The 18,000-nt window shown below is 30.9% G+C and carries 17 protein-coding genes and 1 other RNA gene; 11 read left to right on the top strand and 7 right to left on the bottom strand.

Translation table 4 applies throughout. From position 1 onward, the window contains the following. Positions 1–61: 61 nt before the first annotated feature. From NPA09_RS01205 to NPA09_RS01195, 3 genes are read left to right on the top strand one after another with little or no spacing between them, the layout of a single operon-like run. A complete protein-coding gene (locus NPA09_RS01205; protein WP_129722081.1) occupies positions 62–1,414 on the top strand; it encodes a glycine--tRNA ligase in 1,353 nt (450 codons plus the stop codon). Between the two features lie 14 nt (positions 1,415–1,428). Next, complete coding sequence (gene dnaG, locus NPA09_RS01200; protein ID WP_256541846.1) at positions 1,429–3,267, top strand: DNA primase; 1,839 nt, start codon at positions 1,429–1,431, stop codon at positions 3,265–3,267. A 12-nt stretch (positions 3,268–3,279) separates the two neighbouring features. Further along, entirely contained in the window at positions 3,280–4,572 is a 1,293-nt protein-coding gene (locus NPA09_RS01195) for an RNA polymerase sigma factor (protein ID WP_129722087.1), read from the top strand. 21 nt (positions 4,573–4,593) lie between these two features. Here NPA09_RS01195 and NPA09_RS01190 read toward each other — a convergent pair whose 3' ends face one another. From NPA09_RS01190 to NPA09_RS01180, 3 genes are read right to left on the bottom strand one after another with little or no spacing between them, the layout of a single operon-like run. Continuing rightward, positions 4,594–5,637 (bottom strand): hypothetical protein, encoded by a 1,044-nt coding sequence (locus tag NPA09_RS01190; protein ID WP_129722090.1) that lies wholly within the window; start codon positions 5,635–5,637, stop codon positions 4,594–4,596. 9 nt (positions 5,638–5,646) lie between these two features. Further along, the gene (locus tag NPA09_RS01185) at positions 5,647–6,633 is read right to left on the bottom strand and encodes a hypothetical protein (protein WP_129722093.1); all 987 of its coding nucleotides are present in this window, start codon (positions 6,631–6,633) and stop codon (positions 5,647–5,649) included. Between the two features lie 30 nt (positions 6,634–6,663). Next, positions 6,664–8,313, bottom strand: coding sequence for a ribonuclease J (locus NPA09_RS01180; protein WP_129722096.1), 1,650 nt, complete (start codon positions 8,311–8,313; stop codon positions 6,664–6,666). 96 nt (positions 8,314–8,409) lie between these two features. On the opposite strand from NPA09_RS01180, the gene ligA reads away from it, so the two are divergent. Next, a complete protein-coding gene (gene ligA, locus NPA09_RS01175; protein ID WP_129722099.1) occupies positions 8,410–10,386 on the top strand; it encodes an NAD-dependent DNA ligase LigA in 1,977 nt (658 codons plus the stop codon). A gap of 11 nt (positions 10,387–10,397) precedes the next feature. Here the strand turns inward: ligA and NPA09_RS01170 are convergent, their stop codons facing one another. Then, on the bottom strand, positions 10,398–10,892 hold the full coding sequence (locus tag NPA09_RS01170) for a deoxycytidylate deaminase (protein WP_129722102.1): 495 nt from the start codon (positions 10,890–10,892) through the stop codon (positions 10,398–10,400). Between the two features lie 20 nt (positions 10,893–10,912). Here NPA09_RS01170 and ffs point away from each other — a divergent pair. After that, an RNA gene (gene ffs / locus NPA09_RS01165) (signal recognition particle sRNA small type) lies at positions 10,913–11,010 on the top strand. A 29-nt stretch (positions 11,011–11,039) separates the two neighbouring features. Here ffs and nagB read toward each other — a convergent pair. Further along, on the bottom strand, positions 11,040–11,750 hold the full coding sequence (gene nagB, locus NPA09_RS01160; protein WP_129722106.1) for a glucosamine-6-phosphate deaminase: 711 nt from the start codon (positions 11,748–11,750) through the stop codon (positions 11,040–11,042). Next, positions 11,737–12,372, bottom strand: a complete 636-nt coding sequence (trmB, locus tag NPA09_RS01155; RefSeq protein WP_129722108.1) for a tRNA (guanosine(46)-N7)-methyltransferase TrmB — start codon at positions 12,370–12,372, stop codon at positions 11,737–11,739. The genes nagB and trmB overlap by 14 nt, the downstream gene beginning before the upstream one ends. 75 nt (positions 12,373–12,447) lie before the next feature. Between trmB and gmk the strand changes: the two genes are divergently transcribed. The 5 genes from gmk to NPA09_RS01130 are packed head-to-tail and all read left to right on the top strand — an operon-like array spanning position 12,448 to position 16,265. Further along, positions 12,448–13,029 carry a guanylate kinase gene (gmk, locus tag NPA09_RS01150; RefSeq protein WP_129722111.1) on the top strand — a complete coding sequence of 194 codons (582 nt, stop codon included), beginning with the start codon at positions 12,448–12,450 and terminating at the stop codon, positions 13,027–13,029. After that, entirely contained in the window at positions 13,029–13,763 is a 735-nt protein-coding gene (locus tag NPA09_RS01145) for a PP2C family protein-serine/threonine phosphatase (protein ID WP_129722114.1), read from the top strand. The genes gmk and NPA09_RS01145 overlap by 1 nt, the downstream gene beginning before the upstream one ends. Next, positions 13,764–14,768, top strand: a complete 1,005-nt coding sequence (locus tag NPA09_RS01140) for a serine/threonine-protein kinase (RefSeq protein ID WP_129722117.1) — start codon at positions 13,764–13,766, stop codon at positions 14,766–14,768. It begins immediately after the preceding gene. Beyond that, entirely contained in the window at positions 14,750–15,610 is an 861-nt protein-coding gene (gene rsgA, locus NPA09_RS01135; protein WP_256541845.1) for a ribosome small subunit-dependent GTPase A, read from the top strand. Before NPA09_RS01140 ends, rsgA begins: the two co-directional genes overlap by 19 nt. Next, positions 15,591–16,265: a ribulose-phosphate 3-epimerase gene (locus NPA09_RS01130; protein WP_129722121.1), complete on the top strand. Its 675-nt coding sequence runs from the start codon at positions 15,591–15,593 to the stop codon at positions 16,263–16,265. Before rsgA ends, NPA09_RS01130 begins: the two co-directional genes overlap by 20 nt. A gap of 14 nt (positions 16,266–16,279) precedes the next feature. Here NPA09_RS01130 and NPA09_RS01125 read toward each other — a convergent pair whose 3' ends face one another. Beyond that, positions 16,280–17,083 carry an HAD-IIB family hydrolase gene (locus NPA09_RS01125; protein ID WP_129722124.1) on the bottom strand — a complete coding sequence of 268 codons (804 nt, stop codon included), beginning with the start codon at positions 17,081–17,083 and terminating at the stop codon, positions 16,280–16,282. 59 nt (positions 17,084–17,142) lie between these two features. On the opposite strand from NPA09_RS01125, the gene mutM reads away from it, so the two are divergent. Further along, positions 17,143–17,961: a DNA-formamidopyrimidine glycosylase gene (gene mutM / locus NPA09_RS01120; RefSeq protein ID WP_129722127.1), complete on the top strand. Its 819-nt coding sequence runs from the start codon at positions 17,143–17,145 to the stop codon at positions 17,959–17,961. Positions 17,962–18,000: the final 39 nt, after the last annotated feature.

The following is an 18,000-nucleotide window of genomic DNA, read 5'->3' as shown; positions in this document are numbered from 1 at the left end:
ATAATTAAATAATAATATTGTTAATATAATATAATAATACATAGATTTGAAGGTGGTAGTTATGGCACAAACCAAAGATATTAATGAAATAATTAGTCACTTAAAAGTACAAGGATTTGTTTTTCAAGGCTCACAAATTTATGGCGGTCTAGCTAATACATGAGATTACGGACACCTTGGTGTCTTACTTAAGCAAAACATTTATAATGAATGAAAAAAATTCTATGTTTTAAGTGAACCAAATAATTATTTACTCGACTCAAAAATTTTAATGCACAAAGATGTTTGAGTAACATCTGGTCATGTTTCGAACTTTAATGATCCATTGATTGAAAACAAAATTAACAATAAACGTTATCGAGCAGATAAACTAATTGGTGAATTCGATGACAAAATTAACGCTGAAGCAATGAGTGAAACTGAAATGTTCAATTGAATTAAAACACATATTAAAGAATATGATGGCAGCAAATGTGAATGACTACCAATTCGCAAATTCAATTTAATGTTCGAAACAAAACAAGGGGTAGTTGAAGATAAAAAATCACTTGTTTACCTTCGTCCAGAAACAGCGCAAGGGATTTTTATTAATTTTAAAAATATGCTTCGCGCAACCAGAAGTAAATTACCAATGGGGATAGCCCAACTTGGTAAGTCGTTCCGTAACGAAGTCACACCAGGAAACTTTATTTTCCGTACTCGTGAATTTGAACAATTAGAACTCGAAGTCTTTTGTGAAAAAGCAGATGCAAAACAAATTTTTAAGAAATACCTTGATAAATCTGTTGCTTTTCTAAAATACTTGGGAGTAAACGAAAAAAACTTTCGATTAAGAGCGCACGCAAAAGAGGAATTAGCACACTACTCACTTGGCACAACTGATATTGAATATAATTTTCCATTTGGTTGAGGTGAACTTTTAGGCGTTGCCAACCGGAGTGATTTTGACTTATCAAGTCATATGAAAGCGACTGGCGAAGACTTAACTTATCTTAACGAACAAAATCAAAAAATTACACCTTTTGTAATCGAACCATCAATGGGACTTGATCGTTTAATGCTCGCTATTATTTGCGACGCATTTGAAAAAGAGCAAGCAAATGATGATCGAATTGTTCTAAAATTCAATAAAAAACTTGCTCCTTACAGGGTAGCAGTTTTACCACTTGTTAAAAAACAAGCGCAAGAATCACAAGCAATTTACGATTTACTTGCTAAAAATGATATTAGTGTTACTTATGATGAAACAGGTAGCATTGGTAAACGTTATCGCAGACAAGATGCAATTGGAACCTACTACTGTATAACAATCGATTATGATACAAAAGATGATAATTGCGTTACCATTCGTGAACGTGATTCGATGAAACAAGAACGAATCGCAATTAAAGATATTTTGCAATACATCAAATAGAAGGGACTAAATTAATGAAATATTCTAATCAATTAATTCAAGAAATTAAGGATAAAAATAATATTGTTGAGGTCGTCAGCGAGAATATTTCATTATCAAAAAGTGGAAGTAATTATTTAGGAATTTGTCCGTTTCATGATGATTCGAAACCTTCACTTTCAATTAATGAAGCAAAACAAATCTTTAAGTGTTTTGCTTGCAACACAGGTGGAAATGTAATTAAATTCGTTGAGTTATATGACAAAATAAGCTTTGTAGCTGCACTTAAAAAATTAGCGCAACGCGCAAATATTACAGCAGATTTTAGTCAAATAGACGATAATATCGAAGTTGATAACTACTCAAGAGAACAATATGAATTGATCAATAGTTTAATTGATGCAACAAGATTTTTCCGTTTTAAATTGCATAACAATGAGCAAGCAAAAGCTTATTTATACTCGCGTCATATTGACGACCAAATTATTAACTATTTTAAAATTGGTTATGCCGATGGTAATGATGTTATTAAAGAGTTAAAAGAAAAACTAAAATATGAAGACTATCTTTTAGAAGCAGCTTCATTAATGAATGAAAAAGGAAATGCCATTCTTTGAAACCGGATTTTCTTCCCTATTAAAGACGAATTTGGTTATATCGTTGGTTATAGTGCAAGAAGTCTAGAAGAAGGTCAAACCAAATATATAAATTCTAAAGAAAGTGCTGTTTTTCAAAAAAATAGGATTCTTTTTAATTATGAACGGGCACACATCATCGGAATTGAAGAAAAAGAAATGTATTTGACCGAAGGTTTTATGGATGTTATCGCCTTACACCGTGCCGGCATTAAAAATGCCGTTGCCCTAATGGGTACTGCATTAACCGAAAATCATTTTCGCCTTTTAAAACACATTCCAAAAATTGTTTTATTCCTTGATGGGGATGAAGCAGGAAGAAAAGCAACATTCAAATCAGTTGATTTTTTAGTCAAAAACAACTTTAAGGTTGAAATTGTTAACAATACAACAAATTTAGATCCTGATGAATTGCTTAATCAAATCGGACAAGAAAAATTTATCGAACTTACCCAAAATCGCAGCACAGCGATTGATTGACTTTATAAGTATTTACTTGATTATCACAAAATTTCCAAGGATAATATTGTTTCATACGCTATCACCGATTTTGTTAAACAATTTGGTAATTATTTAAAATTTGAACCCAAAGAAATCTTTAATTTTTATGTTGCTTTAATTGAAAACGAATATAAAATCTCGCGTAATTTATTTACCAAACCCAAGGAAGTTGTTTACCCAACATACATTGATATTGAACCATTTAGGGCGAAAATAATCAAAAAAACCAACATAAAAATTCAAAAAATATTAATGTTATTTCTAAAACTTAATCCTAAATTTATGAACCTGTTGGCAAAAACAATTGATGATAATACACTTAGTTATCCCTTTTCCGGTGAATATTTAGAAGATTATATGAAACTTTATGATAATATAAAGGCGAATATTACCCTAAACAACCAAAGCGATGGAATAACAAGTGAGCGAATCGAAGCTAGAAATCAATTAGAAGAAATAGAAGAAACTTACGGCGCTAAAAAGGATATTCAAAACATTTTCAGTATTTTTTGAAAGGCTATCGACGGGGATACCGACAATAACCTTCACAAAGAATTTTGACAACTTTACTCGCGCGCCTTACTTGAATCAATTACCGACCAAATTGAAATAGCATACGAAAACTCAATCAAAAGCGGAGCAACCGCCCAACTAAAACAAAATATTCATAAAAAAATTAATGATTTAAAGGCAAAACAAGAGCAAGCAAACCGATATATTAAAATATTCTCGGAATAACGAAAGGATAAAATGGCAAAAAACGAATTTAAAGGCTTAATTACTGACTTGAAAAAAGACCTTCAAGGCAAAAAGAAGGCTAAATTTCTAAGTCACGAAGCAGTTATAGAATATCTTGATAAGAAAAAACTTGAGCTAGATGATGACCATCTAGATAGTTTTTTTGATGAATTAATCAAGGAAAAAATTATTGAACCATATACTGATGAAGATGATGATAAAGAAGTCAGCGAAGAAGATTTTGAAGAAGAAGTAACAAATGATGATTACAACCCCGACACCGACGAAATCAGCCTAAGCGAAGAATTAGATGAATTAGACGAAGAAGATGATGAAGTCTATAACTTTGATGACTTCGATGCTGAAAGAATCAATCTCGAAGACGATGAAGAAGAAAAGTTTAAAAACGATAAATTAACTAATAAACTTACCGAAACCAACGATATTGTTAAATGATATATGCGTTGAATTGGTAAGTATGGAAAGCTTTTAACTGCCGAAGAAGAAAAGGAATTATCAAAACGCATTCAAAAAGGTGGGCTTCGTGGAAAACGTGCTCGTGAAACCTTAATTAAACGTAACTTAAGACTTGTAATTAATATTGCCAAAAAATATAAAAACCGGGGACTAAGCTTTATCGATTTAATTTCTGAAGGTAATGCCGGAATTATTAAAGCTGTAAGTAAATATGACTTTACTCGTGGTTATAAATTCTCAACTTACGCTACATGATGAATTAGACAAGCTATTACTCGTGCCGTAGCCGACCAAGCTAGAACAATTCGGGTACCAGTACATATGGTCGAAACCATTAACAAAGTAATTCGTCACGAACGTGAATTACAACAAGAGTTAGGTTATCAACCTACCGACAAACAAATTGCCGAATCAATTGGCGAAGACTTTGATGAAGAAAAAGTACAATACATTCGAAAAATTAACATCGACCCAATTAGTCTTGATAAAAATGTTGGTAAAGAAAACGACACCAGCTTTAGCGACTTTGTTAAAGATGAAAATGTAGTTAATCCAATCGATTATTCTGCTAAAAAAGAATTAGCGGTAATTCTTGAAGAATTACTAAGTGAAACACTTGATTATGACGAACAAGAATTAATTAAAAAACGTTATGGGGTTGGTGTAGATGACTTTGGTAATCGTTTCCGAATTCACTCACTTGATGAATTAGCGGAAGAAAAAAATGTTACAAAAGAACGAATTCGTCAAATTGAAACCAAAATTTTAAGAAAACTTAAAAACAATTCGTCAAAACGCAAAATTTTAAAAGATTATTTAGGAATATAAAAACAGCCATTTGGCTGTTTTTTATTCTTGATATTTATACGAAAATTTCTTTTGGTTTCCGTTATAAATTGAATATCTTAATAGCTCAATAATGCTATAAACATCCCTTTTAAGATCTGTCACTGTAGTTTTAACATATGATTCTAAATCATTAAAATTTTTACCTTCAATAATTAAATGTTTTTTATTTAATGGCGCGAATGTAACACGCACAACATTGTCAAATTTACGAACAGCAATTCGTTTTAAAAGCGAATTTTTCATTCCATCTAAAATTTCTGCTTGTATAACTGGGGTAAATAGTAGTCTTGCTTTAATTTCGTCAGGAACGTTAAGTTTAACTTTCTTATTGAATTCGCTTGATTCAAGATTAATATTTGTTTTTCAATTACTAAACATTGCATAATTAATATCATTTGCTTGATCAATATTTTTCAGATTAATGGTATGTTGTAAAATCCCAACATTACAATATACTTCGCGAGTGCGTTGTCCATCGCTTTCTTCTCATCGATATTGCATAATTTTTAGCTCGATAAAATCTGCAAATTTAAAGCCTAATTTAAATTCGTAGTGCCCTCAGCTTTTTGATACTATAGCATCTGAAGGAATACCATATTTTGATAATTCAAAATCGTACAACTCATGAATATCACGCGACTCTTCAAACCCATCTTCTGGAACAATAGGTTCTATCAATGGATCAGAACAAAATGTTTCTTTAACTAGTTCTCTTTCATTAATTAATTTCCTTAATTCGTGTAAGTAACTTCTTCGTTTAAGAATTGCAATTAGTATCAATATGCCAGAAAAAAGAACAAACGAAACTATAAATACGCATAATAATAAAATATCAAAATTTTGAATAACAAACCACGAAATTGTAGCTATTAATAAACCTGACACCAAGCCTATTGCAACATAAAGAAATCATTGTCAAATAGAAAAAAAGAATTTCTTTCGCTTGGTGTTGGTGTCTCAGAATTTTGATACATCATTTCTAATTCTTTCTTTTAAATTTTGATCTACAAATTCTGAAAATTTTTCTTTCTCAATTATCTTCATAACTCTCCTTTATTTCTTTTCCTTTTTCTTTTCTCAAAATGGATTATTTGTTAATTCGAACTCGACGCTGTATTGATCTTCAGTATTTTGCGCATTCGAAATTTCTTGAGTAAATGAAAAAGTGGATGTATAACTTTTTTCGGGTTCTTCTGAAATTGCCGATTCATCGTCAATATCAACTTCTGTTCTTAGAACTTCTTTAGTAATTGAAAGTTGTTCTTCGTTTAAGTTGCTTACTTTATTTTCAGTAATCGCTTCCTCTTTTTGGCTGATTTCATTAATAGCATTTTCTTCATTTTTCAATACTTTTTGTTTATTTTGTGTTGATTTTTTAACTTTTGTGTTTGCCAATCATTTATTAAAAAGTTTATATTCTTTATTAAATAATAATGTAAATGGTTTTTTAAAAACTCCAATTAAAACTAAATATGCAACAAGAAGTAAAGCTACAATAAGTGGGGTAATGTTGCTACCTGTTAGACATAATAAATCATAAATAACGGCTCAAAACATTCCATAAATATTTGTGTTTGGAAACATACTATTTGTTGTATTGGTAAAAGTTGCGTGTCATTTTTTAGTATTAACAAAGAAACCATGATCAAATCCAAACCACATTTTACGAACGTGTGCATCAAAACCAAATTGGATAAATAGTGCAACCATTAAAACAAATAGTACAATACTTACGAATTTGATCCGCCCTGTAAATTCATAATAAAATCGTTTGTGACGTGAAACTTTTACTTCTATTAATAGTCAAATTCCATAACTAAACATAATGAAATATCAAAGATACGAAGTATATCCAAAGACCATGCCGAATGTATATGCGTGAAATACACCTAAACCTTCAACGTTTTTTCCGATTGCCGAGACCAATAAAAAGGTACTTAGCGTCACAAAAAAGATAAAGCGGACAATTCGACTTTTAACAAATCTACTATTAACTACACTTTGAATGAAAGTGAGAAATTTATTATTTTCTGTTCTCATAATTACGTAACCTATTATATATTAAATTTGTTAGGCGCCATAAAATGTAACCACAACCATTGGTTCTTTATCAGTGATTTTAAAAATCTTTTTACGGACGATTCGACGAATTCGCTCTTGCGCTTCCTTAATTCCTAAAAATGTTTCTTCTGTTAAAGTTTGGATGATAATCGACTTAATAAATTCATCTATTGTTTTCTTTTGTGATTTTGAAATTACACCATAGTAATTAATATTAATATCGCCCACAATTTCTTTAGTTGCATTCGAAAATAGTAAAGCAATTGCAATCACACCATTTTGACCAATTACTTCCCGTTCTTTAATAACTTCAGTGGAAACATCACCAATTCCAAAACCATCAATAATAGCATCGCCAATATCTGGAATTTTACCCTTACTACTTGATAAAACACCATTAATAAAATGATGAATTTTTCCATTTTGCGAAATTAAAACATTGTTGTGTTTTAGTTTAGTGTTTTCAACAATTTTATTTTGCGTCACAATCATATAACGATACAATCCCATAACTGGAATTACATATGTTGGATTAAGAACATTAACGGTATCAAGTATATCTTTTTCATAAGGACGATGTAAGTGAAATTCACTATCAGGAATATCAGTTAATTTAGGACTAATTCGTGCCACCTCATCTAATGTGTAGGCAGCAAGCGACTCAATTCCATTAATTGGTGGCGCTAACATAATTACGTTATCGCTACGTTTTAATCGTAAATAAACATCTTTTTTATCGGCAATTCTCAAAAATCTTTGATAAAGACGCTCAACCGTACTTGTAACTAAAATCACAGCGTTTTCAGTTTTATTTGCTTCTTTATAATCGATAAAAGTAGGAAATTCTTGTTCTTTATTAATTTTAGAAATTAAATAAATTAATTGTCCATATGATTTTCCATAAGTAATAACAGGACGTTTGTATTTAATTGCTAGGTCAAGAATTTCAGAAATTGAATACATTTCCTCGTCGTAAGCACCAACAATAATCCGTTGATTATCTCTGGCTTTTTCAAAAACTTTCGCTACCTGAGCAGGCAACTTAATTTTGTCGCGACCATAGCCGGTAATATTTGCTTTTCCCGAGTCTAAAACAAGCGCAAGTACTTTCTTTGTACCAATATATTTTTTAATATTTTCAAGATTTGTTTCACCATAAACACCTAAATTGGCATTAACATAGTTAAACATAAATATAATGTGGCCATCTTCAGTCTCAAAGTCAAAACCATTAAGTCCAGGCATAGAGCCGGCAAGCGGAATTGGTTTAACTAAAACTTTACCAATCTTAACTGGTTTAGTAATTTTATTAATTGTATAATCAGCGTGACCGATTTTATATTTTTCGATCCGGTTTTTAATGATCAAACAGTTAAATGGACTTGAATAAATATCTACTTTTTTAATATCCATTAAAAGTCAAGGTAATGATGAAAATGAATCATTTTTTGTGTCAGTAATAAAAATCCCTTTGATACGTTTATGGTTTTTAACCAAGTAAGTGTAATCAGGAATTACCGTATCAATTCCATTTTTTGAATTTACGGGAATTTTTGCTCCTGCATTAATTACAAATAAGTCATTATCAATATCAATTAAGTATGAATTTTTACCGTTTTCATCAACTCCACCGAGTGATGAAATCTTAATATGTGCCATAAGTTCTCCTATATTATTAATCCTAGAAAAAAGTTTCAAATGAAATATATTCTTTATTATATATAATAATCTATTTTTAACTATAATATTTTTACTATGCCCGATAACAAAGCTAAAGAAAAAATTAAAAAATTAACAGATTTAATTGATAAATGAAATCAAGAATATTACGATTTAGATGCGCCGACCGTCTCAGATTTTGAGTATGATGAAGCTTTTATCGAGCTCGAAGCCCTTGAAGCGGCATTTCCTGAATTCAAACTACCTAATTCACCAACAAACCGCATTGGCGCAAGTGTTGATAATCGCTTCCAAAAAGTTGTTCACGATAAACAAATGCTTTCACTTAATAAGGCATACAGTTTCAATGAAGTTAAAAAATATATTGATAACATTAAAAAGAAATTAGAAATTGAACAGCCAGAATTTTTCTTAGAACCAAAAATTGATGGACTTTCAATTTCAGTAAAATACAAAAATGGAAAACTGACACAAGCCGTAACTAGAGGTAATGGTGTTGTTGGGGAAGATGTTACCCATAACATTTTAGTAATAGATTCGGTGCCAAAAAAAATTAATTATAGTCAGGATATCGAAATTCGTGGCGAAGTTTTTATCAGTAAAAGCGATTTTGAAACACTTAACAAAATCGCAAAAGCAAATGGTCAAAAACCGTTCGCAAATGCTCGAAATGCCGCGAGCGGAAGTCTTAGACAACTCGAATCAAGTAATGTTAAGGAACGAAAATTACAGGCAATTATGTATTTTATTCCCGATGCTACAAAACACGGGATCGCAAACGGTGATGAACTTTTTGCATTTTTGAAAAAAAATAAATTTAAAACACAGGAGTGAAATTTTAAAACAAATAATCTTAATCTTTTAGAAAAAATGATCCACGACTACAAAGACTTAAAAAATACTTTTTCATATGAGTGTGATGGCCTTGTAATTAAATTTAACGATTTTAGCAAATACGATTTACTAGGAAAAACTGCCAAATTTCCGCACCATTCAATTGCTTATAAATACGAAATTGAAAAAGCAATTACAAAACTTGTTAACATCTTTCCGTCGGTTGGTCGAACTGGGAAAATCACATATAACGCTGTTTTAGAACCGGTTGAATTAAACCAAACAACAGTTTCCGCCGCAACGTTACACAATTATGATTATATTGCTGATAATAAAATCAATATTGGGGATGATGTTTACGTAATTAAAGCAGGGGAAATTATTCCACGAGTAATAGCGCCGGTTGAGCCAAAAGATCGAACATATTTTACACCTGCTACCAACTGCCCAAGTTGCAATTCTTTACTGGGAAAAATTGATGAAAATGTTGATCAATATTGTTTAAATGAAAATTGTAAAGAAAAACAAGTAAGAAGCTTAATTTACTTTTGTTCGCGTGAAGCAATGAATATTGAAGCACTTGGTGAAAGAGCGCTTGAAATATTCTTTGAGTTTGGTTTAATTAAAAATATTCAAGATATTTTCTACCTTAAAGACCATAAAAATGAAATTACAAAAATACATAGATTTGGCAAGAAAAGTGTTGAAAATATCTTGAAAAATATTGAAAACAGTTCGCATTGTTTTGTTTACCAAGCGCTTAATGGACTTGGTATTAAATACGTTGGATTACAGGCTTCAAAAACACTTGGAAATGTCTTAACGAAACTATCAGATTTATATAACTTTACCTATGAAGATTTAACAACACTTAAAGATTTGGGAACAAAAACTGCTGCTGAAATTATTGAATTTATTAACAATGAAAAAAATCAAAAACTAATTTATTTCCTTGATGAACACCTTACTTATAAACAAAATAAAAAAGTTTCTAATATCTTTGAAAATCAAACCTTTGTTATTAGTGGAACCTTATCAAATCCTCGTGAATACTATAAAAAATTAATCGAAGACAATGGTGGAAAAGTTGCATCAAGCATTTCTAAAATAACTAACTATTTATTGTTAGGAGAAAATGGAGGCAGCAAAAAAGACAAAGCAAATGCTTTAGGAATAGCAATAATTACCGAAGAAGATTTATTAAAAATGATGCAATAACGCACCATTTTTTAATTACTATATTCCTTATCTCCCACTCTGACATTAACGTGTGTATCAATTGCTATTTTCCGAGTTTGAATGTTGCTTTCCTTTAAAATTTTTCTTGAAATTGCGAACTCAACTGTGTCATGATATTTATCTTCTTGATAAACGATTTCCTTAATTCCTGTTTGTGCTATAACCTTAGCACAATTATCGCAAGGAAAAAGTGAAACATATAACGTGCAGTTTTTAAGGTTTGCTCTAGTATTTAAAATAGCATTAATCTCAGCATGAACAACATATGAATATTTAGTATTCATTTTGTCATTTTCATCCTTGCCTCAAGGAAAAGCAACATCGTTTCCTTTTGGCATACCATTATAACCAAGCGAAACAATAATATTATCTTCATTAACAATACAAGCACCAACCTTTGTTACTGGGTCTTTACTTCGCATTGCCGAAATTTTGGCGAGTGACATAAAATATCCATCTCAGTATAGTGAAACATTTTTCTTCATATGAATATTTTATACTATAATACTTAAGCCGCTAAAATGATTACAGCATAACCTGGTCAGGTTGGAAACAAAGCAGCCACATTGCCTCGGATCGTGTTTGGCGGTCATTTTTTTTATTTAAAAACAGCACCAGACGTGCTGTTTTTCTTAAATTTTCGAACCCGCTTCTTCATCAACAATAATTGTTACATTTCCGTGTAATTGCAATGATGATGCTGGACATGCGTTAGTATATTGCCCTTTAACTGTTTCGTAAATTGCTTGTGCTTTTTTAACTCCCGAAGCTAATAAAATAATTTTCTTTGAATTTAAAATTGATTTGATTCCCATTGAAACCGCTGTTTTAGGAACTTCATTCATACTTTTGAAAAAACGCGAGTTTGCTTCAATTGTATTTTTAGTTAATTTCACTTCACGTGTTTCATCTTCGAATGAACACCCTGGTTCGTTAAAGGCGATGTGGCCATTTTCCCCAATCCCCAAAATCACAAAATCAAGTGGCGCATTATCGTGTAAAAGTTTATTATAGGTAGCTATATTTTTAGCTATATCACCTGTTCCAAGTGGAAAATTAATCTTTTCTGGTTTAACATTGATATGCTTGAAAAGATTTTCTTGCATAAAATAAAAATATGATTGTGGGTGAGTTTGTTCTAAACCGATGTACTCATCAAGATTAAAAGTTTGTATTTCTGAAAAATCAGTTTTACTTTTAATTAATTCTTTATACATTCCAATTGGTGTTGAACCAGTTGCAAAACACACACTAGAATTTTGTTTGAATGTAATTTGCTCAATTAAAATCTTTGCCGCTTGTTTCGACATTTCCTTATAATCTTTGACTTTAATGATTTCCATTTTTTTCTCCTTCTTGTTTGAATTTGAATTCAACATAATTAATGTTTTTATTTAATGACGATCATTTCTTTTCATATTCTGTCATAATATTGCCTTCGGAACGATCCGAAGTGTGAAGATCTTTTGTCATAAATAAGATATCACAATTATACCCCTTTAACGAATTAATGCTAAATTCAAACAAACCATCATTATCTGTCTTGAACTTAATAATACCATCACTAAGTAATAGTTTTTCATATTTTTCTAAAAAATATGGATGTGTTAAGCGTCGTTTTGCATGTCGTTTTTTAGGTCACGGGTCACTAAAAGTGATCCAAATTAAGGATACTTTACCACTAAATATTTCTTCAAGTCGATCAATATCCTCGCACACAATTCATAAATTTTTAAGATTAAATTCCTTTATTTTCTTCAAAATTTGTAGAGCAACTGTATGGTATTTTTCAACTGCATAGAACATTTGGTTTTGGTTTGCTAAAGCAAGTTTAGCAATCATCTCGCCTTTTCCTGCCCCTAATTCAATCACGTCGTTTTTATTTAAAACAATGGGAAACTCTTTGATTAAAAAACCACTATTTTCCAAAATTGTTTGCGCTTCTGGGTTATTTCGTAATCTCATTGCAATATTATAAAACTAAAAATGCAATTTTAATAAGCAATATTAAATTATAAATATATAATTAGTAATAAGATTATGACGAGAAAAGTAGTAGTATTTTGCGGCCCTAGTGGCGTAGGAAAAGGGACAATTGAGTCTATTTTATTCAAAAAACCTGAATTAAAATTAAAACTTTCGGTTTCTGCGACTAGTCGCAGTCCCCGCGATCGGGAAAAAAATGGTGTTCATTATTTCTTTATTTCGCAAGAAGATTTTAAGAAGAAAATCAAAAATAACGAATTTTTAGAATGAAGTAAACATTTTGAAAATTACTACGGAACACTTAAATCACAAATTCGAGAAATTTCAAATGCTGGTTTTATTCCTTTTCTAGAAATCGAAACCAATGGCGCTAAACAAGTTATTGATATTAATAATGCAACCGGCGATTTCGATTTAATTACGATTTTTTTACATGCGCCAGATATGAAAGAACTTGAACGCCGCATTCGGGGACGTAATACCGAAACAGATGAGGTTATTCTTCAACGCCTTGAAAAAGCAAAAAAAGAAATTGGAGAATCAATCATTTTTCAATATCATGTTATTAACCATACACCAGAACAAGCAGCTACTGAAATTGAAAAAATTATTTTAAGTCACGGGAAGGAAGAGTAATGCACACATATGCTTCAGATATTGGATTAGTCAGAAACGAAAACCAAGATAAGGTTGGGGTTTGAGACAAAGAACACATCACATTAGCTATTTTGTGTGATGGAATGGGTGGCCACTACGGTGGAAAAGAGGCATCAAGCCTTGTTGTTTTAGCTTTTGAAAAAGAATTTGCAAACTACAATGTAGAATGAACCGACCAAAACGACATTCAAAATTGATTTTATATTGCTGTTAAAAAAGCTAAAGATTTAATGATGCTTAAAACGCAACAAAATGAATTGTTTAAAGATATGGGAACAACATTAACCGCTGCCATCATTAACCACAAAACTAAGTATATTTATATTATTAATATTGGTGACTCACGCACCTATGTTTTTGGTAACAACCTCAAACAAATTACTTATGACCACAACCTTCAAAACTACTACATTCACGAATTTAATTACTCTCTCCGCAAGGCAAGTAAACTACCAAATGCCAAAGGACTTGTTTCAGCACTTGGTCCAACCAAGCGTACACAAATGGAAGTGTTTATCGTTGAGCCAAGTAAAGAATCAAAACTTGTTGTTTTAACATCAGACGGAATTCACGATCATGTTTCCCTCCCTGTTTTTGAAGAAACTCTTAAAAGTCGACAAAAAGATTTACACGAAAAAGCACTTGAACTAATCGACCTTGCTAAACGTAATAACTCACTTGATAATTTATCAATTATCATCGTGGAGATATAAATGAATTGATGGGATTTATATAAAGTTGTAAAGGAAATCGGTAAAGGCGGGATGGCTCGCGTTTACAAAGTGAAAAGAGTAAATTCGAATGACAAAAATCTCTACGCCCTAAAACTAATAAAACAAAGTAATCGTAAAGATGATAGTTTTACTATTTCGCAACGTTTTTACAATGAAGTCAATAGTCATCGCCTTGTAAACTCGCCCTATGTTTGTCGTTTTTACGAATCATCACTTAACTATGCCGAAAAGTTACGTGATGGTTCACAGTTTATGCTTGTTGAATTTATTGATGGCAAAATTTTGTCAGAAAAAATTAAATCAATGGGTCGAATTAGAGAACGTTTAGCAGTAGATATTGCTATAAAACTATGTCATGGTTTTAGTGAAATACACCGGAACGGAATTATCCATCGCGATATTAAAAGTTCCAATATTATGATTGATAAATATGATAATCCTAAGATCATTGACCTGGGAATTTCATTAAGAAAAGACTCGAGCCGTGTCACGAAAATCAACTACATTATCGGCAGCCCATCATGAATCGCGCCAGAATTAGTTAACGGAGAAGCGGCTACAGTTCAGTCTGACATCTATGCTTTAGGTCTGCTTTTATACGAAATGGTGTGTGGTAAATTACCTTACAAATCACAACGAAATGACAACCGAGAAATCATTTCACAAATTAAACACCAATCAATTCCAAGCATCAAAAAAACGCTACCAACAAGTTCGAATGGACTTGCAAACGTAATCGCTCGTGCAACAGCGCGTAATCCAAAATCACGCTACAGCACGATGCTTGAATTTGCAAAAGATTTACAAACATGTTTAAATGATCGTCGGGTAAATGAACCACTACTTAACCCAAATAATCTTCGACCTAAGAAAACCGCATCTTCTGTTATTACAACACCCGCTTTTATTATTTGTGCTATTTTATTTGTAGTTTTAATATTAGCAATAGTTATAGGAGTTTTAATTTGGAAATTCGGGGTATAAAAAAAGCGAAAATTCACCAAGTCAACGCAGGCTTTTACGAAGTTTATTTTAATAATAAATTTTACACACTGCGCGGAGCGGGCAAGCTTCGCGCTAATAACATCACACCAGTAGTTGGTGACTATGTTGAAATTAGCGAAGGCTTTGTTGAAGATGTTCTAGAACGTAAAAATCAATTAATTCGACCTAAGGTTGCTAATGTAGATTACGCATTTGTTATTTATAGCTACAAGGAGCCAGAACTAAGTCCAATTATGATTGATACTTACTTGGCAATGATTGAATTTAGTAATATCAAACCTATTTTAATCTTCACCAAAAGCGATTTAACAAATAACTTTTCATGAAAAAAACGCTATGAAAAACTAGGATATCAATGTTACAACTTTTCAATAAATTCAACAAAAAACATTGAAAATATAAAGAAAATAATCAAAAACAAAGTATGCGTTTTTATGGGTCAATCAGGTGTCGGAAAAACATCATTAATTAACAAATTAACTAATCAAGATTTACTTACACAAGAAATCTCAAAGTCGCTAAATAGAGGCAAGCATACAACTCGAGTTGTAACGCTTTATAAATACGACGAAACAGAGATTATTGACACACCAGGATTTTCAAATTTAATATTAAATTTATTACCACTTGAACTTTCTCATAGTTATAAAATATTTAAGGAGAATGCAATTAAATGTAAATTTAGTTCTTGCCTTCATGATATCGAAGATATCAAAGATTGCTACATTAAACAACTAGTAGCCGAAAATATTATTGACGAATTTCGATATAAAAATTACTTAAAATTATTAAAGGAGAGCCGTGCGCTGAAAACATATTAGTCCAAGTATTCTTGATGTTAAACAAGAATATCGAGCAGCTTTTGTAAACGATTTAATTACAAATAAAAATATCAAATGAATCCATTACGATGTTATGGATGGCGAGTTTGTGCCAAACACCGCTATTAGTTTAGAAGAAATTAAAGCAATTAAAGAAGCATCACCAGATCATTTTTGCGATGCCCACTTAATGATCGTAAATCCTCTTGACCAGGTAGAAAAATTTGCTAAATATGTAAGCACTGTAACATTCCATTATGAAGCAATCGAAGAAATTGATTTAGCATTATTTATCAATCGTTATTCTCACGATTTTTCAATTGGACTAGCCATCAACCCAGATACACCAGTTGATGATATTGTTCCTTTTCTTGAATTTTTAGATATTGTTCTTGTTATGTCAGTTTGACCTGGTAAGGGCGGGCAAAAATTTATCGAAACATCATTAGACAAAATAAAAGAATTAAAAAGATTACGTGCCTTAAAAAATTATCATTACTTAATTCAAGTTGATGGTGGAATTAATAAAGATACAGCAAAATTAGCATGAAAAGCCGGCGCCGATTTATTAGTAGCAGGTTCATATATTGTTAAAGATCCATCACAAGAAAATATTGACAGCATAAGCTTTGAAAACAGATTAAAGAAAAACTAGATTGCCTAGTTTTTTTATTTACTATTAAACAATTTATATAATCCACCATTTGAATGTTTTGGGCCAACATAAGTTGCTAGCTTTTTAAATTCACGCGAGGCATTACCCATCGCAATTACTGTTCCTAGTTGATTAATGCAAGTAGCATCCGTCATCGAATCGCCTATATGAATTGCTTTTTTGGGTTCAATATTTAACATTTCACAAACTTGAAGACCAGCCTTACCTTTATTACAATCTTTAGAAGTAATTTCAACCACATAATTAGCACTTGATGAAAACACATCTAGGCTAGGAAACATTAAACGTAAGCGTTTAACCAAACCAGGAGTAAAAAATGGTGTTTTTAAAATAAGTGAAATTTTAAAAGTATTATTATTAACAGTTATGCTATCGGCATAATTAGGATTAACGCCTTTTACAAAACTACATAATGCTACTTGAAGTTTGTTATAAAGATAAATATTCGCAATTTGTTCATTAAAAACAACAAAAACTATTTTTCGTTTTATCAAATAACGAAAAAGCAAGTTAAGTACTTTGACATCGATATAATTGGTACGAATAAGTGAAAAACGATTATAAATTTTTGCTCCATTATATAAGATTAGCTTGTTTATATTATATTCCTTCATTATTCTGTAAACTTTATAATCAAAACCACGCGATGTTGAAATAGCAATCTCTTTATCTTTACCTACCTGATCTAAAAATAATGCATTTTTGGTAGATATAAGAGTCTTTCTTGCATCAAAAAGCGTTCCGTCCAAATCTAAAAAAATAATTTTACTATCATCTAGTATCTTTGTTATATCCATAATTCCTAAAATTCCTAATATTTTACATTATATAACACGTTATATAATAAAATAGAATTATGCCCGAATTACCCGAAGTCAGAGTTGTTGTCAAAAGTCTAAAAGAAAAAGTTTTGAACAAAAAAATTATTAAAGTAAATGTTTTAAATAATAAATTTATAAAAGAAATTTCTTCTGACGAATTTATTAGTAAGCTTGAAAACGCAATCATTAAAGACATTATCAATATTGGAAAGTTTATTGTTTTTAAACTTTCCAATAATTTTGTTGTTCTTTCGCATTTAAGAATGGAAGGAAAATATTCGTTTTTCACTTACAAAGAGCCACTATATCGTCATAATTATTTAACTTTTGATTTCAGCGATGGTACACAATTAAGGTATTCCGATTCAAGAATGTTTGGCACCTTTCACCTACGAACTATAGATAATTATTTATCAATATTACCGTTATCTAAACTTGCTAGAATACCTAGCGAAACAAATGTTGACGAACTTTATAATAAAATCAAAAATCGTTCAACTGCAATTAAAACACTTTTACTGGATCAAACACTCGTTTTAGGAATTGGAAATATATATGCAAACGAGTCACTTTGAAGCGCGAAAATTTTACCAACTAGAAGTGCGAAAAGCATTTCTAAAGAGGAACTAAACACAATTTTAAAAGAGGCAACAAGAATTATGGATGCATCTACCGAATTAGGAGGAACAACCATTTCAAGTTATGAATCACTCAACCATAAACAAGGTGAATTCCAAGCATTTTTAAAAGTTCATGGCAAAGAGAAAAAATCATGTCCAAATTGTTATAAATTAATTGAAAAAATAAAAGTTAATGGACGTGGTACATACTTTTGTAAAACTTGTCAAAAATAAAAACAAAAAAACGATTTTCTCAGTAAAAATCGTTGAAAA

It is taken from the genome of Mycoplasmopsis equigenitalium, assembly GCF_024498255.1.
GTDB lineage: Bacteria > Bacillota_I > Bacilli_A > Mycoplasmatales > Metamycoplasmataceae > Mycoplasma_H > Mycoplasma_H equigenitalium.
This window is presented reverse-complemented; position numbering and strand designations above follow the sequence as displayed.